Origin of the sequence: Acidocella aquatica (genome assembly GCF_030160635.1) — a bacterium.
GTDB lineage: Bacteria > Pseudomonadota > Alphaproteobacteria > Acetobacterales > Acetobacteraceae > Acidocella > Acidocella aquatica.
The window spans coordinates 1-20,096 of record NZ_BSOS01000100.1 but is presented as its reverse complement, the minus strand read 5'-3'; the positions used below and the strand labels follow the sequence as shown (position 1 = coordinate 20,096).

The window sequence follows — 20,096 nt, the reverse complement described above, 5'->3', positions numbered from 1 at the left end:
ACCAATTCTTACATCAAATCAACGGTTTACGCTATGCTCGCCAGCAGTCCTGCATAATCCGGGCTAGGCAACTCAAGAGCAACGGATCGTCCGGGGGCATCTCCTTTTTCCCGCGGCGAACATCACCAAAACACTCGAAAAATTCAGGCTTTGTCTGGCCACCGCCTCGGCGCCGCCCATGGCGCCATTCCCTTTTTTCGGCAAGCGCCGTGAATCGCGGGCAGCAAGCCTGCCGAAACCCGCCGGCCATCGACCATCGACTCCCGTATCCAGCACACACTCGACCGAGAGGCCAACCAAAATAGTTAGTTTAACAATCTTAAAATTAGTTTGAAATCCCGGTTCCATCAAGGATGGCCACTCCCGTTTTTTTTAAATTTCATGTATTTCGTGAGAAATTGACGGTGCAGAGTTTTTTGAAACGCGAGATTTTATTTCTTGGTGGCGGCACCGCCATGGCGCCGCCATCTGCGAGGACTAAACAGCGGCCATGTAGTGCTTAACGAAGCGTGGTGTATGAACAGTCCATAGTACCGGCGTTCCCTTCTCGATCATCCAGCCATCGCCGGCCTTGTAGGTCACAGTCACCCCGGTCGTTTCATTTTTCAATGTTACCTCCCCCTCCAGGACGACCGCGTGTTCGGTGAACGGATAAACCATGCGGAACATGCTCCGCGTGACCGCAAAATATCCGGCGCTCAGGGGTGCATCCGGCGCACCATGGGTAAATTGGCCAAAGGCCTTGGCATCACCTTCAAGGATCGTGGAGCCAAGATCGGTTACTGTGCCCCAGCTATCAAGCTCGGGGATCGAAGAAGACTTAAGTGCAAGCATTTGAGTACCTTTCAGTGATAAAAATTTTAGCGCCGCCCGGTCCAATAACCGGAGGCTTGGTTCCAGGTCTTGCCCAGGGTCATCCATACATTGCGTAACTTGTCCTTGGCGATGATGTCCATATGGTGAATACTGCTCATCAGATCGTAGCGGGCCGAGCCTTCGCTCATGCCCTCCGCCAGCACCTTGCAGACAATATGGCTCGGCGTGACGCCGAAGCCGGAATAACCCTGTACGTAGAACACGTTCTTGTGCTCGGGCAACGAGCCTATTTGCGGAAACAGATTAGCGCTGCACGCCATTGGCCCACCCCAGGCAAGGTCAATCTTCACCTTGTCTAGATACGGAAATATCTGAAGCAGCAGCTTACGGTTCCACTCCGCGAGATCCGATGGCGTATATTCGATGAATCGGGTGGCGCTACCGAACAGTAGTCGATTCTCCCGCGTCACGCGGTAGTAATTAATGATCGGGCTAATATCGCTGAAGGCGCCACGGATTGGACTGATCTGCTCGATCAGTGAGTCCGGCAGCGATTCAGTCATAAGCTGGAAGGCGTAAGTGTTGATCGTTTTTTTGTAGATATAAGGCTCAAGGTCAGCAAGAAAGCTGTCACACGCCCAGAGCATTTTGGCGGCACGCACCGTACCCCCCGGCGTGCGCACAGTCACACGGTCGCCGTAGGTTACCTCCACTACGGGACTGTGCTCGAAGATCCGCGCGCCGTAGGAGGTTAGCGCCTTCGCTTCACCCAGCAGCAGGTTGAGCGAATGCACATGCCCACCACCCATATGCTTGAGTGCAGCGGTATAGACCCGCGAGCCAACTACCTTCTGCACATCCTTGCCCGTGAGCAGCTCAATATCCTGATCGGGATCAACCGCCTTGAACTCCTTCTCCCATACACGTAGCGTCTTCGTCTGACGCTCGTTATAGGCGAGGTAGCCGTACCCACGGGAGAGATCGGCATCGATATCATACCGCTTTACCCGATCGGCGATGATGCTGGCGCCGAGATTGCTGATCTTGAAGATAGTCTCGAGACCTTTCTCGCCAACATGTTTTTTTACCTTGTTGAGGTCATGGCCGATACCGGCCATGACCTGTCCGCCATTACGGCCTGTGCCGCCATAGCCGAGATATTTTGCCTCTAGTACCACGATATTGGTTATGCCCTGCTCAGCCAATTCCAACGCCGTATTAATGCCCGAGAAGCCGCCACCAATAACCACGACATCAGCATCAATATCTTCGGCCAAACGAGGAAATGACAGATCATATTTCCGTGTCGCAAAATAGTACGTTGGTGATTCTACCGTTTTCATAATTAGTGGCCTTTAGTGTTTTTGGTAGCCGATAGTCTGGTAGCGGCCGTAGTCTGCGGCGCGCAGGCGCAGGGCAAGGCCAACGCCGATAATTGCGGCCAACAGAATCAGTCCCGTCAGACTATACGCTAAGGTTACAGAGGCTCCGGTCAACAGATCGAAGTGCATCACGATCAGGATAAGCACCGCGACCAGCAACACACCTGCGATGACAGGGGCGATATAAGAGGAGAATACGCCGTCGGAGGTACCCGGATTACGGCGGAAGAAGGCTGGAACCGCGAAAGAGGCTATTGCCATCAGCGTGATAACCCCCAGCGTGCCGACATTCGTCAGCCAGGAAAACAATGCCAGCACTGGGTCCAGCTTTGCTACAGCGAAGATGCCGATAACAGTAGCGGCAATGATCGTCTGCGCCAGTGAACCAATGTGTGGGCTTTGGTGTTCGTCATGAGTTTTGCCAAAATGATCTGGAAGCAGGCCCTCGCGGCCCATGGCGTAGAAATACCGCGCGACGGAGTTATGGAAGGCAAGCAGACCGGCATAGACGCTGGTGACGAATAGCACGCTCATCACCAAGGAAAGCCAATGACCGACATAACGATCCGCCAGAAGGAACAGAAAACGCGTGGGATCAGGTAAGCCACCGAGGAAGCTGACAAGTTTCAATACGCCCTCGCCATTCACCATGCACCAGCTTGACAGCATATAGAAGCCGCCAACCAGTAGGATGGAAAAATAGGTGGCCAGTGGAATCGTGCGCTTCGGGTCTTTGGCTTCCTCGCCATAGATGGTTGTCGCCTCGAACCCAACGAAGCAGGCGAAGCAGAACACAAGGCCGATGGAAGGTGACATGCCGAATACGTTGGAGGGCGCGAAGGGCGCGGCTGTGAGCCCGGCATCACCACCTTTGTGCATAATCGCGACATCCAGGATCAGCACGCATACATATTCGCACGCGACGAGGACCGAGAGCACTTTCGCCGACAGATCGACCTGCCGGTAGCCGAAAACTGCAATGCTGGCCATGGCAACATAACAGTAAATCCACCACGGCAGGTTGATGCCCACCTGCTGGAATAGCGCCTGCGCGGCAGAACCGAACAGGCCGTAAAGACCGATTTGCATGGTGTTGTAACCGACCAGCGCGATCATTGAAGTGGCACCGCCGGCAACGCCGCCAAGGCCGCGCGCGGCAAAGGCGTAGAATGCACCAGCATTTGTGACATGCCGCGCCAACGCGCAATACCCGATCGCGAAGAGTAACAGGATTAGCAAGGTGATCAGATAGGCGCCGGGCATGCCTGGGCCATTCCCCAAGAGCATGCCTATGGGTGCGCCACCCGCGATGGCCACGAGTGGCCCAGCGGCCGAGATAACGAAGAAGGTGACAGCGCCGACACCCAGCGCACCCTTGCGTAGTTGATTGGCGGCGGGCGCAAACGGCGGCGCCGCGGCGCCGGTATATTCATTGGACATTACAAAACACCCCTAAATGGCTTAAAGATACTGGAAAAGCCGTGACCGGTTCTTTTTTTGCGTTACAGCACATTTTGTTTAGCGATTTCGCCTGTCATATTGATATTGCATTATACGCCTATACTCCGATAAAATGCGCCATTAAGAAATATTCGCAACTGCTTGCCGCTTGGAAAATTTCATGCCTCGCCTTCGAATGTCTTCTCCGGTCGTGCCGATGATCCGCTCATCCGTGGTCAATCAAGTGATCGCTGCGATCCTCACCTGCCCAGGGGGATCTGCATTTCTTCGCCGCCATTATGGTATGAGAAACGCCAAAGCGGATTTGTATGAGCGCATCGCGCTCTCGCGCTATTTGCAGTTGTTCGAAGACGCGGCCGCACTGGCCGGCGATCCGCTCTTTGGCGCGCGGCTTGGCATCTCGCTGCCACCCGGTGAGTTGCTGGGTCCAATCGGTTTTCTGGTGCTGACCAGCCCGCGTCTGCGCATTGGGCTGGAGAATCTCGCACATTATATCGGCGTTTGGCAGGACGCCACCGAAATTACCGTGCACAACCAGGCGGATACCGCAATCTGGTCATATCGCATCAAAGATCCCACCCTCTGGCCCCGCCGGCAAGATTCGGAATTTACCCTCGCCGCAACCTGCGCAATGATCCGCAGCTGTTTTGGCGGCGGCTGGGCGCCTTTGGAAGTGTATTTCGAGCATCCGCGCCCAAAGGAATGGCAGGCGCTGCAAGCTATGTTCCGCGCGCCGTTGCGTTTCGGACATTCAGCCAACGCACTGGTCTTGGATGCGGCGGATCTGGATAAGCCGGTGCAGGGTGCCAGCGCCGGCTTCGCGCCGTTTTTGCGGCGGCATATTGAAGACATGATGCCGAACGAAATGGAGGAGGTGAAGCTGGTGCAACAGGTGCGCCAACTGGTGGCGCGCGACCTGGGCCGCTCTCCGGTGAGCCTGACTTTGCTGGCGGCGGAGTTGGGCCTGCCGCCGCGCACATTACAACGCTATCTGGCGGATGAAGGCAGCTCAGTGCGAGAAATCGTGCGGGATATCAAAATTCTGGAAGCCAAGGCACTGCTCAAAACCAGCCGGCGCCATATCAGCGCTGTTTCCCAGGCTGTGGGTTATGGCGATCCGACCGCCTTCTGGCGAGCCTTTAAAGCCTGGGAAGGTGTCTCGCCCGCCGAATTTCAGAGGGCGAGAGTCAAGAAGCGTTAAGCATTACCCCTGCAGCGCAGCCCACATCTCGCGGTCGCGCTCCGCCGTCCAAATGCGCGGCGTGTCGATGCCCAGCGCTTCATCATAGGCGCGCGCGACGTTGAACGGCAGGCAATGCTCATAGATCGCGAAAGACGAAAATTTCGCATCGCAGGCGGCCCGGCATGCGGCCATGGCCTCCTTCAGCGAACCGCCGCGCGCCGCCACTTTCGACACCGGGCGGTAGGTGCTGGTTACAAAATCCTTAGTCGCGGCCAGCGCCGCCGCAACCATGGTCTCGCCCACCAGCGCATCGCCACGCCCGGGCGCCAGCGCCTTGGGCGAATAAGCAGCGATCGCCTCCAGCGTATGCGTCCAATCGTTAAAATGGCCGTCGCCGCAATAGCAAGCGGAGTGATATTCCACGATATCGCCGGTGAACATTACCCCCGCATCCGGCACCCATGCGACGATATCCCCCGCGGTATGAGCGCGGCCAAGCTGCAGCAACTCAACACGGCGTTTGCCAAGATACACCGTCATCTTGCCGTTGAAGGTCACGGTTGGCCATGTGAGACCCGGCACGCTTTCGGCCGCCTGGAACAAGCGGGGAAAGCGGCCGAGCTCGCTTGCCCAATCCTCGGCCCCACGCTCCTGAATCATGCCGCGGCATTTCTCCGAGGCGACAATTTCCGAGGCACCGTAAGCCGAGGCGCCGAGCACGCGCACCGCATGGTAATGCGAGAGTACGACGTATTTAATCGGCTTGTCTGTCACGCTGCGGATTTTCTCAATCACGCGCTGAGCCATTATCGGTGTCGCTTGCGCATCGACAATCATCACGCTGTCATCGCCAATGATAACGCCGGTATTCGGGTCGCCCTCGGCGGTGTAGGCCCAGAGGCCGGGGCCAACCTCGGTGAAAGAAACTTTTTTCTCTGCGAGGTCGCCGGTGGAGGCGAAAGCGGGGGTGGACATGGTGGATTATCCTTCTTCGAAGTCTGGTTGGTTTTCGGGGGCGGCATTTATAAAGGCTGGCAGCGCACGCGCCGCGGCATCCACGGCGGTGAGCTGAGGGTAAGGGCTGAGGTCGAGGCCAAAGCGCCGCGCGTTATAGAGTTGCGGCACGATGCAGATATCGGCGAGCCCGGGCATATCGCCGATCGCGAAGCGCCCTGCGGTTCGGGTAAGCCGCGCCTCGATGGCCGCGAACCCGGCCGCCATCCAGTGACGATTCCAGGCGGCGCGGCCCTCGGTGGTGGCGCCGTAATCGGTTGAGAGCTTGTCGAGCACGCGCAGGTTGCCCAGGGGGTGGATATCGCAGGCGATGGTGGCCGCGATCTCGCGGGCATAGGCGCGGTCGACCAGCCTGGCCGGGAGCAGCGCCGGCGTGGGACAGGATTCCTCCAGATACTCCATGATCGCCAGAGATTGCCCGAACGGCGCGCCCTCGGCAGCGGCAAACAACGGCACCAAGCCAGCCGGGTTTAACGCCCGGAACGCTTCCCCGCGCTGTTCGCCCTTGCGCAGATGCACGGGAATTTGCGTAACATTCAGCCCCTTGAGGTTAAGCGCGATGCGCACGCGATAAGCGGCGCTGGAACGGTAATAGGTGTAGAGTACCGGGTCAGTCATCGAGCCATTCCGGGCGCAATGCGGGCGCGGGCACGATCTTGCCCTCGCATGTGCCAAAGCCGATCCTGTAGCCGTCGCCCTGCGCCCAGCCGGCGAGGGTGAGGGTGTCGCCATCCTCGATGAAGCAACGCTTGACCCCACCTTCAAGCGTCAGCGGCTCCTTGCCACCCCAGGAAAGTTCCAGCAACGAGCCTCGATTTTCCTTTTCCGGCCCTGAGATCGTGCCCGAGCCGAGCAGATCGCCCACCTGCATACGGCAACCGCCGATGGCGTGATGCGCCACCTGCTGCGCCGCGGAATAGTACATCTCGCGGTAATTGGTCCGTGAGATCACCGTATCACGCCGCTGCCCTTCGGCGCGCATGCGCACCTCCAGCTCAATGTTGTAGAGCATCGGCCCCGGCTCACGCAGATAGGGCAACAGCGGGCGGGTGCGTTCGGGCGTGGAAACGCGGAAGCGCGCCAGCGCCGCCTTCGTGACCACCCAGGGGCTGATGGAGGTGGCGAACACTTTGGCCTGGAAGGGGCCAAGCGGCTGGTATTCCCATGCCTGAATGTCGCGCGCCGACCAGTCATTGAGCAGCACATAGCCAAAAATCAGATCATCGGCCTCGGCCACGGTCAGCGGCGTGCCCATCGCGCTCCCCTGCCCCAGCACGGCGCCCATCTCCAGCTCAATATCAAGCCTGCGCGTGGGCGAAAAAACCGGCAGCTCGATCCCGGGTGGTTTAATTTGCCCAAGCGGGCGGCGAATGGGCGTGCCGCTGATCACCACCGTGGACGCACGGCCATTATAGCCGATGGGGATGCTGAGCCAGTTCGGCGGCAACGCATTTTCCGGCCCGCGAAACATGGTGCCTACATTTTCGGCATGGTGCCGCCCGGCATAAAAATCGGTATAGCCCGCCACCGCGAAAGGCAGATGCATCACCACCTCCGCCTGCGGCACCAGCACCGCTGCACTCAAGGCGGCGTCATCGCGCAGCGCGGGGTCGCCCTCGGCCGCAAACAGCGCGGTCAGGCGCTCACGGTTACACTCCCACACAGCCTTGCCCAGCGCCATGAACCCGTTGAGCGCCGGTGCATCGAACACGGCGGTCTCCAACAGCCCCGCGTGCTCCAATGCGGCCAGATCAGCCACATAATCGCCAATCGCCACACCACAGCGCGGCGCCCCGCCCGCACGGCTGAACACACCGTAGGGCAGGTTGATCAAAGGAAAATCAGTTTCCGCCGTGTTGGCGCTCTCAATCCAAGATTTACGCATCATTTCAGCCCCGGTGTACCGTCGAATTTTTTTTCAATCCCCGCCCAGCAGGCTGCGTAATCCGTCTGCAGCGCCGGCAGCTCCGCCGCAAAGCCGGTAAGAAGCTGCGGCAATCTCGTCTCAAACATAAAGGCGAGCGTATGGCTGAGCTTCTGCGGCGCAAGCGCTGCGGTGCTTGCCTTCTCGAACGCGGCGGCATCGGGTCCATGCGGAAGCATGCAATTATGCAGACTCATGCCGCCAGGCTCGAAACCGGCCTCCTTCGCATCATACTGACCATAGATAAGCCCCATGAATTCAGACATGATATTCATATGGTACCAGGGCGGGCGGAAAGAGTTTTCGGCTACCAGCCAGCGCTCAGGGAAGATCACGAAATCCACATTCGCGGTACCAACCTCGCCCATGGGCGCTGTAAGCACGGTAAAAATCGACGGATCTGGATGATCGAAGGAAATGGCGCCGACGGGCGAGAAAGTACGCAAATCGTATTTATACGGCGCGTAATTGCCGTGCCAGGCGACAACATCGAGCGGTGAATGGCCGATATCGGTGGCATGAAAGCCACCGCACCATTTCACCACCACGCGGCTGGGTGTCTCTTTATCCTCGAAGGCGGCCATCGGGGTCTTGAAATCGCGTGGATTGGCAAGGCAGTTGGCACCGATCGGCCCGCGCTCCGGCAGCGTGAATTTGGCGCCGTAATTCTCACACACATAGCCACGCGCGGCCCCATCCAGCGGTGCCACAGTAAATTTCATCCCGCGCGGCAGCACGGCAATCTCCCCGGGACCGATCTCCATCCGCCCGAGCTCGGTGGCAATCGCCAACCGCCCGGTATCGGGCACCAGCATCATCTCGCCGTCAGCATTATAGAAGTATTCATCTATCATCGGCGCGGTGATGAGATAGACATGCGCCGCCATGCCTGTCTGGCTATAAACATCGCCCGCCGTGGTGATCGTGCGCATCCCCGTCAGGAAGGTTAGTTTTTCATCCCCGATGGGCAATGGGTCCCAGCGCAGCTGGCCAAGCGGCAGGCGGTGTTCCACCACATGCGGCGCGCTCTTCCATAACGCAAGTTCGATCGGCCGGAACGCCCCAACATGCTTCACCGACGGACGAATGCGATACAGCCAGGATCGCTCATTGGTGCTGCGCGGCGCGGTGAAGGGCGAGCCGGAGAGTTGCTCGGCGTAGAGTCCGTAATTGCAGCGCTGGGGTGAATTACACCCCTGCGGCAGCGCGCCGGGTAGCGCCTCGGTCTCAAAGTCATTGCCGAAGCCCGGCATATAGATCAACGACATTTCTTTACACTCCCCGCCAGCGCACCTGCGGCGCGCTCGGTTCAAATGGCTCCACCCGCATGGCGCAACGCTTCATCAATAACCGCCCGGTCGCCTATGTGGTTCGCCAACAGCAATACCAGCTTGCAGTTCATCATCGCCGCCTGGCGCTCATCCATATTCCGCTGGCTGTCGATCAACTGCTTGTAGAAATCATCAGGGTCGGTGATGTTCGGCTTCAGGTTGAGGTCCATATGTCACTCCTTTCAGGAGGCCAGGGCGCGCGCCAGCGCCTGTTTGATTTTCGCCGTATCGAACTGCCGCCAACGCGCGGCGACATGCTGGTCTGGACGGATCAGATAAACCGTGCCGGGCCTGGCATCGTAGCGCTGGGTGAGCACACCGCGCGTATCCTCAATATCCCGGCCCACGCTTAACACCTGCGCCTTCACCGCACCGTACGTCACCGCCTCTGCGGGCACCTCGCCGAAAGCCAGAACAGTAAAGCCGCTGCCTAAAGCGTTGAGGAACCATCTGGATTTTCCGTCGACCGTCACCGACGCATCGGCGCAGTTGACCCCCGGCGCCATCTTGCCCGCAAACATATCCTCGTCCGGCGTGTTGAGCGAGGACGACACGTACGGCGTGGGCATGGACAAACGGCCGCTATTCACCAGCGGGCGTGAAAATTCACAATCCTCCGCCAGTTCCAGCACGGCATCGCGATACAGGCGGCTGGACGCGCTTTTCGGCGAAATAAAGTCAGTTGCCCGCGTGGAGTTGAGCAGGTTGTCATCCGCCGCAAAGGCACGCTCCTCGTTATAGGTGTCGATCAGCCCCTCCGGCGCATGGCCGTCAAGCACAAGCTTGAGCTTCCAGATCAGATTATCGACATCCTGCACACCGGTATTGGCGCCACGCGCGCCAAAGGGCGAAACCTGATGCGCCGAATCCCCCGCGAATATCACGCTGCCATAACGGAATTTATCGATACGCCGGCAAGCGAACTGATAGACCGAGGCCCATTCCAGCTCAAATGGGCGATCGTCGCCCAGCATTGCGCGTACGCGCGGAATGATGCGTTCGGGCTTCTTCTCTTCCGCGGCATCCGCATCCCAACCAAGCTGAAAGTCGATACGCCAAACGTTGTCCGGCTGGCGATGCAACAGGGTTGACTGGTTGGGATGAAACGGAGGATCGAACCAGAACCAGCGCTCCGTCGGATACGCTGCATCCATGATGACATCGGCAATGAGAAATCGGTCTTGAAAAAACTGGCCGGTGAACTTCGCACCCACCATGTCGCGCAGGCCGCTGTTGGCGCCGTCGCAGGCGAGCACCCAATCCGCCTCCATGGCGAATACGCCCTCGGGCGTTTCCACGGTAAGCGCCGCATAGCCATCCTGTTGCTGCAGACTGACGACTTTGTGCTTCCAGCGCATCTCCACCAGATGTTGTTTGGCCAATTCAGCAACCATGTATTCCTCCAGATAATATTGCTGAAGGTTGATCATCGCCGGCATCTTGTTATTTTCTTCTGGAAGCAGATCAAATTGGTAGGATAGCCGGTCCTGAAAGAACACTTTGCCGAGGTTCCAGCTTACACCCTTGGCCACCATGCGTTCACCAACGCCGAGACGGTCCCATATCTCCAAAGGACGCTTAGCGTAGCACACGGCGCGGGAACCAACCGATACTGTGTCATTGTCGTCCAGAACAACCGCCTCGATGCCGCGCGCCGCGCAATCCAGCGCCGCGGTGAGACCGATCGGACCGGCGCCTACAATCACGACCTTGTGGCGCTTCACCGTACCATCGCGCTGCTCAGGCGATTGTACGTAGGGAAAGCGCGGGTAGTTGTATGTCTTGAACATTTTGTCTCTTCTCCGAACCAGCGTTCAGCGCGCCGTGAATTCCTTATCGTGCAGCCAGGCCATATGGCGCGGCGGCTTGCGATCTCTTGCCCAATCTTCCAGCATTTTATGCGCTACCTCGTGCATGCGCTTCACCTGACCTGGCGTGCCGGAGGGTGCCGCTAATTCGAGACGATGCCCGTTGGGGTCACGAAAATAGATGGATTGAAACAGCGTATGGTCTGTTGGCCCCAGCACCTCCACACCCGCCGCCTGGAGCCGCGCTCTGGCCTCTTCCAGAGCCTCCATGTTCGCAACTTCGAGCGCAATATGCTGGACCCAATCCGGCGTATTCGGATCACGCTCCATCGGCGGAGAATTCGGCAGTTCGAAAAAGGCAAGAATATTTCCCGCACCGGCATCAAGGAAGATGTGCATATATGGATCTGGCTCCTTGGTGGATGGCACGCGATCTTCCGCGATCGCGCCGATCAGATCCATGTCCAGCAGGGATTTGTAAAAATCAACCGTCTGCTTGGCATCATGACAGCGATAGGCGACGTGATGAATCTTTACTATTTTCATAATTTCCTCCTGACTTGGAGATCAGTAACAGATGTTACTAATATCCGCAAGCTTATGTTCATTGCCTAAGTCCGGCAACTCCTCTAAAAATGCATAGCTCATGAGCCATTTAGTCAACCTATGTCCGTAGAAGTGAACCAAGTATCCATGCCCAAGCATCCCGCTGCAAAAGCGCCCCCTGAACAACAGACTTCATTGCACCTGCAAAGTTTTTTGCCCTACCGCTTGGTGGTACTGGCAGATCAGGTTTCGCACTGCATCGCGCATATTTACAGCGACCGCTTTAATCTAACACGGCCGGAATGGCGGGCCCTGGTGGCGCTCGTGGAACTTGGCCCAGTTTCCGCGACCGAGATCGCCGCCCACTCCACGCTCGACAAAATGTCCACAAGCCGCGCGATAAAGGGGCTTGAAGAAAAAGGCTACCTCCGCCGCGCTGATGCAGCCGAAGACCGGCGCAATAAAATCATCAATCTTACGGCCGCGGGGCGCGGATTATACAACAAGATCGCTCCCCTGGTGCTTGCGCAGGAGACGTATCTCCTCGAGATTTTTTCCGCGGATGAGCGCTCGATGCTCGACCGGTTGCTGCGGGGACTAGAACAACGCGCGCAGGATTTGCAGAAACAAAATTGAACATCGCCCAAATTTTTTTCATGGCTACACCGAGTCCCTCCAGTTTCAAAATTTCGTCATCGTGGCGATGGTCACGGTATAAATCGCCGCGGCACCGTCAGCGATCGTGCATTCATACGATTACCTGGATCAGGCCAATACGGTCTGGATGGTCGTGAATTCTTTTAAGCCCTCGACACCGAACTCGATGCCAATGCCGGATTGTTTGACACCGCCGAACGGCGCATTTGGCTGGAGGGCACCATGCTTGTTGATCCACACCGAGCCACATTCCAACTGACGTGCATAGCGCTTGGCCTTCTCTATGTCGCTCGACCAAACCGAACCGCCAAGCCCGAACTGGCTGGCATTGGCACGCGCGATTACCTCATCGACATCACTGTAGCGGATGATTGGCAACACCGGACCGAACTGCTCTTCATCCACAATGCGGGTACCGTTATCAACGTCCGCGATCAACGTAATCGGGTAGAAGTAACCGGATCGTTCTTGCGGGGCGCCACCAAGCAACACACGTCCACCATGAGCACGGGCATCGTCCACCAGCTCGCGCACCAAGTCAAACTGCTTCTCGTTCTGTAACGGACCAAGAACGCTGCTTTCCAACCGCCCGTCGCCCATGGGAACCTTCTCGGCATAAGCCACCAATGCGTCGCACACCGCGTCATAAATGCTATCATGCACATAAAGCCGCTTCAAAGCCGCGCAGGTCTGGCCGTTATTGATAAAGGCGCCCCAGAACAGCCCCTCGGCGATCTGCACCGGGTCGGCATCGGGCAACACAATACCCGCATCGTTACCCCCTAGCTCCAACGTCAGACGCTTGAGCGTGCCGGCGGCAGCCGTCATTACCTTTTTCCCCACCGGCGTGGAACCGGTGAACACCACCTTGCCCACGCCCGGATGCGCGGAAAGTACTCCGCCAACCCGGCCCTCGCCGGTCACCACGTTAACCACACCGGGCGGCAGCACCTCGTTCATCAGCTCAACCATACGAATGGTGGAAAGTGGCGTCAGGCTAGAGGGCTTGATAACAACGGTATTCCCGGCACGAATGGCTGGAATCATGTGCCAGCAGGCGATCATCACTGGCCAGTTCCACGGCGTGATCGAGGCGACAACGCCAATTGGCTTTCGGTGCAGTTCCACGCGGCCTTCCGGCGTGTCCTGCAGTACCTCCACCGGCAGTGAGAGTGCGGCGGTTGCCCTGGTCCAAGCCACAGCCCCGCCCAGCTCAAAACGCGAACCCAGGCCGCCCAGCGGCTTGCCCTGCTCAAGGGTCAGCAACAGCGCCAACTCTTCGCTATTCGCCTCAATAATGTCGGCAACCTTATTGCAAAGCGCCTGGCGCTCGGCGTCGGCCGTATGCGCCCAACCGGCGAAAGCGGCTGCAGCCGCGGCCACGCCCGCGTCGATATCTTCAGAGCTCGCCACCGGCATCAGACCAACGACGCTGCCATCCGCAGGATTTTTAACTTCAACATGAGATGCCGTAGAGATACGGCGCCCCCCTATCAGCAAGGTGCTCGGATTCATTATCGCTTCTCCCAAAACTTAGGTAGAGCCTATAATGTACGTTCTCTCTGTGCGTCTTGGCGCAGAACGCGGCTCGCCTTGGACAAAAGCGCACCCGCAGTGGAAACCCGCAGCGCTAGGCTGGGCGGAGCTTCAGCATATCCCCTGGCGCGCATGCGAACATTTCCTTAAAGCTGCGGTTAAAATAAGAAATATCGTTAAACCCGCAGTCATAGGCGATCTCGGAGATGGTCTGGGCGGAGCGGTCTGTGTGTATCTGCTCGATTTTTTCACGAGCTAATCGCAATCTTCGGTTGCGGATTACGGTGGTGCAGGTCGTGCCCCGTCCTTGAAAATCCTCCTGCAATGTGCGCGGGGAGACCCCGAGCTGGCCGGCCAACCATTTGCCACCCAAATAGGGCTCTGTCAGATGCCGGTCGATTAGCAGTTCCGCCACCTGCAACCGCTTTTTCGACGTGTCGAGGTAGGGCAATGATGTTGCATCGTCCTCGGCGAAAAACGCCTGGCGGGTAGCCGATAAAATCAGCTCACGCAGATGCTGGGCGCCGGGCGAGGCTGCCGGTGTTTCGATCGTCTTCTCGATCAATGCACGCAGCATCGCCACCATCGGGTCGGCAAAGCTGAGTTTACGCCCTACATCAAAGGCCGCTCCGCGGCCGGAATACATATGCTGCCGCGGCAGATGCAGGGAGAGGTGGTTGGAGAAATGTCCGAAGAAATGAAGGGCAAGAGGTTGCGTGGAGTCGAGGAGAATACAGTCCCCTGTTTCCAGAAAAACCTCACGGTCCCCCTGCGCCACCCCGCACCGCCCCTCCATCTGCACAATAAGAAAGAGATTCTCGTGATGATCGAGCCGAATTCCGTCCAGGGTCCTCACCACACGGTCGAGGTCATTGGCAACCTGAGCAAACGTCATGCCGCAAGCGTCAATTCGGCGAGCGGTCCCTCTCACCCGGCCACCGTTGCCCACAGGATCAAAATGTCCGCAAATGGATCGCAGGTCAGAAACCCAATCATCCAATTTCCGGTCACCCCAACCTCGCTGGATCAACGAATGGTTGCTAATAAGCTCCGCCATTTCCACACCGCATTATTTTTAGCGCCCAGTTAGCCCGGACGCCTGTTTAGCATCAAGTCAAATCGTCTAGACCCCATGTCCTCTGAGTGAACGGCGGTCCGCCCATGGCATGTATAATGTCGAGGGTTGTGTCGGATGGCCGGCACAGAGCCTCATACATGGAGGGCGGCTCAGTTTTTGTTACGAAGCAGGTCCCTGTGGTTATGGTCTGCAACGACTGCTGCGGGGTGCCGGGCATGAGTGCGTGGTGGTTGCGCCATCGTTGATCCCGATGAAGGCGAGCGACCGGGTAAAGACGGATCGCCGCGATGCGATGATGCTGGCGAAGCTGCATCGTGCCGGCGAACTGACTGCCGTCTGGGTTCCCGATCAGGCGCACGAGGCAATGCGCGACCTGGTGCGGGCACGCATGACCGCGGTCCGCGTGCTGGGCAAGGCGCGGCAGCATCTTCAAGGATTTTTGCTGCGCCATGAGCGGGTTTATCCTGGGCCTCGCGCCTGGCCCCTGGCCTACCGGCGCTGGCTGACGACGGTGCGTTTCGAGCATCCGGCGCAGCAGATCGTTCTGCAGGATTATATCCACGCCGTGCAGCACGCGGAGACCCGGCGCGACCGGCTGACAGGCCAGATCGAGGAGTTGCTGCCGAACTGGTCGATGGCCCCGGTCGTGGCGGCGCTGCAAGCGATGCGCGGGGTTGCCCTCGTGGGGGCGGTGACCGTTGTGGCAGAAGTCGGTGATTTCCACCGCTTCATCAATCCGCGCCAACTGATGGCCTATCTCGGCCTGGTGCCGAGCGAGCACTCGTCGGGCGGTAGCGTCCGTCGCGGCGGCATTACCAAAGCCGGCAATGCGCTGGCCCGGCGTGTGTTGATAGAGGGTGCCTGACATACAGGATGCCGGCGCGCGTAAGCCGAAATATCCACGACCGTCTTGAGCCGCTGCCCACTGAGATCCGAGATATCGCTTGGAAAGCACAGGTTCGGCTTTGCGCAAGATATCGCCGTCTGGTCGACGCCGGCAAGCCAAAGGTCGTGGTCACTACCGCCATTGCTCGGGAAATGGTCGGCTTCATCTGGGCGATCGCGCGCATTGCTCAACCCAATTTCACTTAAGAGAACTGAAGGACACAGAGAACGAGATCCAGCAAAAAACTCTGGTGCGCAAGGCTGGAGACAGGGCCACGGTGGGGAATCCTCCTGACCTGTTATGAGCCGGTCCCCGGACCGACGCTCGCTTCTAGAATGAGGCAGCCCCAAGACGGAACCACGGTCATGCGGTAGCCAACCCGCGCATGAGAGCTTGTTCAACCGGCGTCTTCGGGTCCTGTCTCCTGCCTTACGCATCTTCAACACGACACTTGGTCACCCGCTGGCGCGGGGAGATAAAGTGCGGCCGCACCCTTGAATGCGGACATGAGAGAACAGGCTGCGGAAATTCACCACCGTTTAGCGGTGAATGAACTTTCGTCTCCGTTGTCGAAGCGGATTTCGCCGTTGAGTGTGCCGAGTCCTTCGATTTCGGCATTGCCGTCGCCGGAGACCTCGGTCATCTCGTCTGATCCGTGGAATCTGAACCAGATGCTTGTTTTGCCATACTCGCATTGCAGGCCGATCTGGACGGCCCCGAATACCATCTCGCCACCGGCATCCTCGATTTGTATGTAGGCTCGGCCTAGCATTTCGACGTACTCGGTATCCCAGGTCTGCATGCTGGTGATCCGCCACTTCCCAAGCAGGGATTTGCGGTCGGACTTTGTCATGTCGCGACCGCGAGCAGTTTGGGCAATCGCACCAGATTGCAAGCAGCGACTGTGAGCGTCATCATCCAACCGACCCGCTTGAGGCCCCGATGGCGGGTTTTGCGCAAGCCAGCCGCGGCTTTGATCCAGCCAAACGGCTCCTCGATGCGTTTGCGCAGGCGTTGGCTGATGGCATAGCCCGGATGACGCGTGGTGCGACCGTCGATGGCGGAGCGTCGGCCGGCGGTATTTTGCGCGACGTGCGGGGTGACGCCGAGGGCGCGTAGCCGGGCTACATGCTCGGCCGTATCATAGGCTTTGTCGGCGCCCAGGCTACATCGTCGGGTGTGCGGCCGGGCAGCGATCATTTCTTCAGCTGCCTCGCGTTCCGCCCGGCCCGTCGCGTGCGTGGTGCGGGTATCGACGATCAGGCCATGGCGATTTTCAATGAGCAGATGCCCCATATAGCAAAGCCGCGCCGGCTGGCCTTTGGATTTACGATACAGCCGGGCATCCGGATCGGTGGTCGAGGCGTGGGTGTCGTTGCTGCGTGTCTCACCATGGAAATTGCGCTCCGCGTTGCGCCCAGGTCCCGCCGGGGGCTCATCCGCGCCGTCCTTGCGGCGAAAACTCTTTATCGAGGCCCAGGCATCGATCAGCGTGCCATCCACCGAAAAATGCTCAGTGGAAAGCAGTCCCGAAACCGCCGGATCGCCCATCACCGCCAACAGAAAGCCAACCGCCACATCGCCTTCCAGCAGGCGTTCACGGTTCTTGGTAAATACCGTCACATCCCATACCGGTGCGTCCATCGACAGCCCGATAAACCAGCGGAACAACATGTTGTAGCTACATACACTCCAACCGCGAATGGCAGATTATGCGCGCCATGTCGCGCATGAGCTTATGGTAATGCGGCTATAATGATTGGCGCCATTAATGGAATCAGGTTTACTTTCGACAAGCGCCTCGGCTGGTCAAATGACTGTTTATGGTCAGGAGAACCGTATGGAGCCGGAGCTCTCAAAATTGACCATCTATTTTGATGGGTCATGTGCCCTTTGCCGGGCGGAGATCGGCTATTATTGCCGGAAAGATCAAGCCGGCGCACTCCAGTTTGTCGACGCCTCGGCGCCCGGCGCCGTCATCTCGGAGACCATAACCCAACAGCGGGCGATGGAACGATTCCATGTTCGTGCAAGCGATGGACATATTGTCTCTGGCGCGGCGGCATTCGTCGAGGTTTGGACTCGCCTGCCAAGTTGGCGCTGGGCGGCGCGTGGTGCGGCGCTGCCGGGCGTGTTGGCGGCCCTGGAGCTCGGCTACCGGATGTTTCTTCCGCTCCGGCCGTTCATCTCCCGCATTTTTGGCACTGTCCTGCGGGGCCGGTCGGCAGCCAAGGGTAGCGCGCGTACATGAGCGAGGAATTTGAGCCCGCGGCAGCAATGGCTGCCCGGGGCGGGCTTGGCTCGTTTTCACCCGCCGGCGTGGCAGTTGTGTTCGGTGCCAGCGGCGGTATTGGCGCGGCGTTGGTCCAGGCCATCCGCGCCACGGAAAGGTTCGAGCATGTGGTTGGGTTCAGCCGCAGCACGTCGCCCGCGGTTAATCTGCTGGAAGAGACCGGCCTCGAACGCGCCGTGAAATTCGCCGCGGAAAAGGGCGAACTACGGCTCTTCATCGATGCGACGGGGTTTCTCCACGACGAACGCCATAGGCCGGAGAAGAGCTGGGGCCAGCTTGATGCCGGCAATCTAGCGCAGTCTTTTGCGCTGAACGCCATTGGCCCCGCGCTGATCATGAAGCATGTGCTGCCGCTGGGAATTGGCGCGCCGGGCTCCGGAGGCCATTTGTGCCGCCTTGCACCCCGGCACTGTGGCAACCGGGCTTTCGGCACCCTTTCAAGCTGCTGGGTTGGAGGTTCATGCGCCTGCCGATGCCGCCCGTCATATTCTGGCCGTTCTCGACCAGCTTACGGCCGAAGCCAATGGCGGCTTCTTCGACTGGCGCGACCAGACCATACCGTGGTAGCGGCATGGCGAAGATGCGCTCAAAATCCGCCCTCCCCTCCAAGTTCTGCGCGCATTGCGGCCGGCCGTTCACTTGGCGAAAAAAATGGGCGCGGGATTGGGAGGCCGTGAAGTACTGTTCAAAACGCTGCAGGGGCGCGAAGGTTTGCCCTGACGCCCGGCAGCGGCAGAGCTGGCCATGAGTGTCCTCAGGATCGTGCTGGGAGATCAGCTCTCGATGGACATTTCCGCGCTCAAAGGTCTCGATCGCGCGGCCGACATTGTGCTGATGATGGAGGTGATGGAGGAGACCACCTACGTCCCGCATCATAAGCAAAAGATTGTGCTGGTGCTGTCGGCGATGCGTCACTTCGCCGAGGAACTGCGACAGATTGGTGTGTTGGTGGACTATGTGGCGCTTGACACCCCGGATAATAGCGGCAGCCTGAGCAACGAAATCCAGCGCGCCATCGCCCGGCACGCGCCAGACCGGCTGGTTGTCACCGAACCTGGCGAGTGGCGCGTGCAGACGATGGCAGAGGGCTGGGAAGCCTTGACTGGTCTGCCTGTCGAAATCCGCGAGGATGACCGGTTTTTCGCCAGCCGCGCGCGCTTCGCGGCCTGGGCGCGGGGGCGCAAGCTCTGGCGTATGGAGCATTTCTACCACGAGATGCGGCGTGAGCATGAAATTCTGATGGAGCAAGGTGGGCCTGCTGGCGGCGAATGGAATTTCGACGCGGAAAACCGCAAGAAGCTGCCGGCTTCTACCCTTGTGCCCGCCCGGCTCCGTTTCGCGCCCAATGCGGTCACGCGGACGGTGATGGCGCTGGTCGAGCAACGTTTTGGCGAAAGTTTTGGCGAGGTTGAGGATTTCGGTTGGCCGGTGACCCGCCAGGATGCGCTGCGCGCCTTGCACGATTTCATCGCTGCCGGCCTACCGCGTTTTGGCGATTATCAGGACGCCATGAAGGCCGGCGCGCCATTCCTGTTCCACGCGCTCCTGGCCCCGGCGCTGAACCTTGGGCTGCTTTCCCCCCGCGAGGTCTGCAAGGAGGCTGTGGCCGCCTGGCGTGCAGGGGCTGCGCCGTTGAATGCGGTTGAGGGCTTCGTGCGCCAGATATTGGGATGGCGCGAATATGTGCGCGGCGTCTACTGGCGCCTGATGCCCGCATACGAGAACAGCAACGCGCTCCAGGCCACGCGCAAGCTGCCCGCTTTTTATTGGACCGGCGAAACACCCATGCGCTGTCTGCGCGAGGCGGTCGGCAGCACGTCGCGTTATGCCTATTCGCATCACATCCAGCGCCTTATGGTGACAGGCAATTTCGCCCTGCTGGCAGGTATCGCGCCGCGCGAAATCGAGCGCTGGTATCTCGCCGTTTATGCCGATGCGTTCGAATGGGTGGAGATGCCGAACACGTTGGGAATGGCGGTGTTTGCCGATGGCGGCAAGATGGCATCCAAGCCCTACGCGGCCTCGGGAGCGTATATCGACCGCATGTCTGATTTTTGCTCCGGCTGCCATTACGACGTGAAGCAGAAGACGGGCCCGGATGCATGTCCCTTCAACTATAGTGATTCACATTAACAACATTACGTGCTAATATTTGCCACCTTGTGAGGGGCGAATGATGAG

Annotated in this window: 20 protein-coding genes and 2 pseudogenes; 7 read left to right on the top strand and 15 right to left on the bottom strand. The window is 58.9% G+C overall.

The genetic code is table 11. The features are described from left to right. Positions 1–72 precede the first annotated feature (72 nt). The 4 genes from QQJ84_RS18870 to QQJ84_RS18855 all read right to left on the bottom strand — a co-directional run bounded on the left by QQJ84_RS18870 (position 73) and on the right by QQJ84_RS18855 (position 3,638). Entirely contained in the window at positions 73–348 is a 276-nt protein-coding gene (locus QQJ84_RS18870; protein ID WP_284259881.1) for a hypothetical protein, read from the bottom strand. 129 nt (positions 349–477) lie between these two features. Next, entirely contained in the window at positions 478–834 is a 357-nt protein-coding gene (locus QQJ84_RS18865) for a cupin domain-containing protein (protein ID WP_284259880.1), read from the bottom strand. A 26-nt stretch (positions 835–860) separates the two neighbouring features. Then, positions 861–2,159 carry an NAD(P)/FAD-dependent oxidoreductase gene (locus QQJ84_RS18860; protein WP_284259879.1) on the bottom strand — a complete coding sequence of 433 codons (1,299 nt, stop codon included), beginning with the start codon at positions 2,157–2,159 and terminating at the stop codon, positions 861–863. A gap of 12 nt (positions 2,160–2,171) precedes the next feature. Next, complete coding sequence (locus tag QQJ84_RS18855) at positions 2,172–3,638, bottom strand: APC family permease (protein WP_284259878.1); 1,467 nt, start codon at positions 3,636–3,638, stop codon at positions 2,172–2,174. Between the two features lie 304 nt (positions 3,639–3,942). On the opposite strand from QQJ84_RS18855, the gene QQJ84_RS18850 reads away from it, so the two are divergent. Further along, complete coding sequence (locus QQJ84_RS18850; RefSeq protein WP_284259877.1) at positions 3,943–4,860, top strand: AraC family transcriptional regulator; 918 nt, start codon at positions 3,943–3,945, stop codon at positions 4,858–4,860. A gap of 3 nt (positions 4,861–4,863) precedes the next feature. Here the strand turns inward: QQJ84_RS18850 and QQJ84_RS18845 are convergent, their stop codons facing one another. The 7 genes from QQJ84_RS18845 to QQJ84_RS18815 are packed head-to-tail and all read right to left on the bottom strand — an operon-like array spanning position 4,864 to position 11,465. Continuing rightward, a complete protein-coding gene (locus tag QQJ84_RS18845) occupies positions 4,864–5,817 on the bottom strand; it encodes an MBL fold metallo-hydrolase (RefSeq protein ID WP_284259876.1) in 954 nt (317 codons plus the stop codon). Between the two features lie 6 nt (positions 5,818–5,823). After that, complete coding sequence (maiA, locus tag QQJ84_RS18840; protein ID WP_284259875.1) at positions 5,824–6,474, bottom strand: maleylacetoacetate isomerase; 651 nt, start codon at positions 6,472–6,474, stop codon at positions 5,824–5,826. Further along, positions 6,467–7,744, bottom strand: a complete 1,278-nt coding sequence (gene fahA, locus QQJ84_RS18835; RefSeq protein ID WP_284259874.1) for a fumarylacetoacetase — start codon at positions 7,742–7,744, stop codon at positions 6,467–6,469. The genes maiA and fahA overlap by 8 nt, the downstream gene beginning before the upstream one ends. Continuing rightward, a complete protein-coding gene (gene hmgA, locus QQJ84_RS18830) occupies positions 7,741–9,048 on the bottom strand; it encodes a homogentisate 1,2-dioxygenase (RefSeq protein ID WP_284259873.1) in 1,308 nt (435 codons plus the stop codon). Before hmgA ends, fahA begins: the two co-directional genes overlap by 4 nt. 41 nt (positions 9,049–9,089) lie before the next feature. Then, entirely contained in the window at positions 9,090–9,281 is a 192-nt protein-coding gene (locus tag QQJ84_RS18825; protein WP_284259872.1) for a DUF2783 domain-containing protein, read from the bottom strand. A gap of 12 nt (positions 9,282–9,293) precedes the next feature. After that, entirely contained in the window at positions 9,294–10,901 is a 1,608-nt protein-coding gene (locus QQJ84_RS18820) for an FAD-dependent oxidoreductase (RefSeq protein WP_284259871.1), read from the bottom strand. Positions 10,902–10,925: 24 nt separating this feature from the next. Beyond that, complete coding sequence (locus QQJ84_RS18815) at positions 10,926–11,465, bottom strand: VOC family protein (RefSeq protein ID WP_284259870.1); 540 nt, start codon at positions 11,463–11,465, stop codon at positions 10,926–10,928. 120 nt (positions 11,466–11,585) lie between these two features. Between QQJ84_RS18815 and QQJ84_RS18810 the strand changes: the two genes are divergently transcribed. Beyond that, entirely contained in the window at positions 11,586–12,101 is a 516-nt protein-coding gene (locus tag QQJ84_RS18810; protein WP_284259869.1) for a MarR family winged helix-turn-helix transcriptional regulator, read from the top strand. Positions 12,102–12,230: 129 nt separating this feature from the next. On the opposite strand, the gene QQJ84_RS18805 is transcribed toward QQJ84_RS18810, so the two are convergent. Beyond that, complete coding sequence (locus QQJ84_RS18805) at positions 12,231–13,637, bottom strand: aldehyde dehydrogenase family protein (protein ID WP_284259868.1); 1,407 nt, start codon at positions 13,635–13,637, stop codon at positions 12,231–12,233. A gap of 115 nt (positions 13,638–13,752) precedes the next feature. After that, positions 13,753–14,715, bottom strand: a complete 963-nt coding sequence (locus QQJ84_RS18800; RefSeq protein ID WP_284259883.1) for a helix-turn-helix domain-containing protein — start codon at positions 14,713–14,715, stop codon at positions 13,753–13,755. A 160-nt stretch (positions 14,716–14,875) separates the two neighbouring features. Between QQJ84_RS18800 and QQJ84_RS18795 the strand changes: the two are divergent. Next, a pseudogene (locus QQJ84_RS18795) lies at positions 14,876–15,828 on the top strand (IS110 family RNA-guided transposase); the annotation flags it as partial. A gap of 323 nt (positions 15,829–16,151) precedes the next feature. Here QQJ84_RS18795 and QQJ84_RS18790 read toward each other — a convergent pair. Together QQJ84_RS18790 and QQJ84_RS18785 are read right to left on the bottom strand one after the other, a co-directional pair. Further along, on the bottom strand, positions 16,152–16,475 hold the full coding sequence (locus QQJ84_RS18790; protein WP_284259867.1) for a hypothetical protein: 324 nt from the start codon (positions 16,473–16,475) through the stop codon (positions 16,152–16,154). Further along, positions 16,472–17,302, bottom strand: a pseudogene (locus QQJ84_RS18785) (IS5 family transposase); the annotation flags it as partial. The pseudogene QQJ84_RS18785 and the gene QQJ84_RS18790, both read right to left, overlap by 4 nt. Positions 17,303–17,462: 160 nt before the next feature. Here QQJ84_RS18785 and QQJ84_RS18780 point away from each other — a divergent pair. The 4 genes from QQJ84_RS18780 to QQJ84_RS18765 all read left to right on the top strand — a co-directional run bounded on the left by QQJ84_RS18780 (position 17,463) and on the right by QQJ84_RS18765 (position 20,048). After that, positions 17,463–17,873, top strand: coding sequence for a thiol-disulfide oxidoreductase DCC family protein (locus QQJ84_RS18780; protein WP_284259866.1), 411 nt, complete (start codon positions 17,463–17,465; stop codon positions 17,871–17,873). Between the two features lie 402 nt (positions 17,874–18,275). Beyond that, entirely contained in the window at positions 18,276–18,482 is a 207-nt protein-coding gene (locus tag QQJ84_RS18775) for a Rossmann-fold NAD(P)-binding domain-containing protein (protein ID WP_284259865.1), read from the top strand. After that, a complete protein-coding gene (locus QQJ84_RS19385; protein ID WP_348522698.1) occupies positions 18,388–18,663 on the top strand; it encodes a DUF2256 domain-containing protein in 276 nt (91 codons plus the stop codon). Before QQJ84_RS18775 ends, QQJ84_RS19385 begins: the two co-directional genes overlap by 95 nt. Next, positions 18,660–20,048 (top strand): cryptochrome/photolyase family protein, encoded by a 1,389-nt coding sequence (locus QQJ84_RS18765; protein WP_284259864.1) that lies wholly within the window; start codon positions 18,660–18,662, stop codon positions 20,046–20,048. Before QQJ84_RS19385 ends, QQJ84_RS18765 begins: the two co-directional genes overlap by 4 nt. Positions 20,049–20,096: the final 48 nt, after the last annotated feature.

What these genes read in the sequence shown, in the direction of transcription:
- QQJ84_RS18860 (WP_284259879.1), bottom strand. Translation starts at nt 2,159, where the DNA reads ATGAAAACGGTAGAATCACCAACGTACTATTTTGCGACACGGAAATAT.
- QQJ84_RS18850 (WP_284259877.1), top strand. Translation starts at nt 3,943, where the DNA reads ATGAGAAACGCCAAAGCGGATTTGTATGAGCGCATCGCGCTCTCGCGC.
- QQJ84_RS18825 (WP_284259872.1), bottom strand. Translation starts at nt 9,281, where the DNA reads ATGGACCTCAACCTGAAGCCGAACATCACCGACCCTGATGATTTCTAC.
- fahA (WP_284259874.1), bottom strand. Translation starts at nt 7,744, where the DNA reads ATGATGCGTAAATCTTGGATTGAGAGCGCCAACACGGCGGAAACTGAT.
- maiA (WP_284259875.1), bottom strand. Translation starts at nt 6,474, where the DNA reads ATGACTGACCCGGTACTCTACACCTATTACCGTTCCAGCGCCGCTTAT.
- QQJ84_RS18810 (WP_284259869.1), top strand. Translation starts at nt 11,586, where the DNA reads ATGTCCGTAGAAGTGAACCAAGTATCCATGCCCAAGCATCCCGCTGCA.
- QQJ84_RS18870 (WP_284259881.1), bottom strand. Translation starts at nt 348, where the DNA reads ATGGAACCGGGATTTCAAACTAATTTTAAGATTGTTAAACTAACTATT.
- QQJ84_RS18865 (WP_284259880.1), bottom strand. Translation starts at nt 834, where the DNA reads ATGCTTGCACTTAAGTCTTCTTCGATCCCCGAGCTTGATAGCTGGGGC.
- QQJ84_RS18780 (WP_284259866.1), top strand. Translation starts at nt 17,463, where the DNA reads ATGGAGCCGGAGCTCTCAAAATTGACCATCTATTTTGATGGGTCATGT.
- QQJ84_RS19385 (WP_348522698.1), top strand. Translation starts at nt 18,388, where the DNA reads ATGCCGCCCGTCATATTCTGGCCGTTCTCGACCAGCTTACGGCCGAAG.
- QQJ84_RS18820 (WP_284259871.1), bottom strand. Translation starts at nt 10,901, where the DNA reads ATGTTCAAGACATACAACTACCCGCGCTTTCCCTACGTACAATCGCCT.
- QQJ84_RS18765 (WP_284259864.1), top strand. Translation starts at nt 18,660, where the DNA reads ATGAGTGTCCTCAGGATCGTGCTGGGAGATCAGCTCTCGATGGACATT.
- QQJ84_RS18855 (WP_284259878.1), bottom strand. Translation starts at nt 3,638, where the DNA reads ATGTCCAATGAATATACCGGCGCCGCGGCGCCGCCGTTTGCGCCCGCC.
- QQJ84_RS18790 (WP_284259867.1), bottom strand. Translation starts at nt 16,475, where the DNA reads ATGACAAAGTCCGACCGCAAATCCCTGCTTGGGAAGTGGCGGATCACC.
- QQJ84_RS18845 (WP_284259876.1), bottom strand. Translation starts at nt 5,817, where the DNA reads ATGTCCACCCCCGCTTTCGCCTCCACCGGCGACCTCGCAGAGAAAAAA.
- QQJ84_RS18800 (WP_284259883.1), bottom strand. Translation starts at nt 14,715, where the DNA reads ATGGCGGAGCTTATTAGCAACCATTCGTTGATCCAGCGAGGTTGGGGT.
- QQJ84_RS18815 (WP_284259870.1), bottom strand. Translation starts at nt 11,465, where the DNA reads ATGAAAATAGTAAAGATTCATCACGTCGCCTATCGCTGTCATGATGCC.
- QQJ84_RS18805 (WP_284259868.1), bottom strand. Translation starts at nt 13,637, where the DNA reads ATGAATCCGAGCACCTTGCTGATAGGGGGGCGCCGTATCTCTACGGCA.
- hmgA (WP_284259873.1), bottom strand. Translation starts at nt 9,048, where the DNA reads ATGTCGTTGATCTATATGCCGGGCTTCGGCAATGACTTTGAGACCGAG.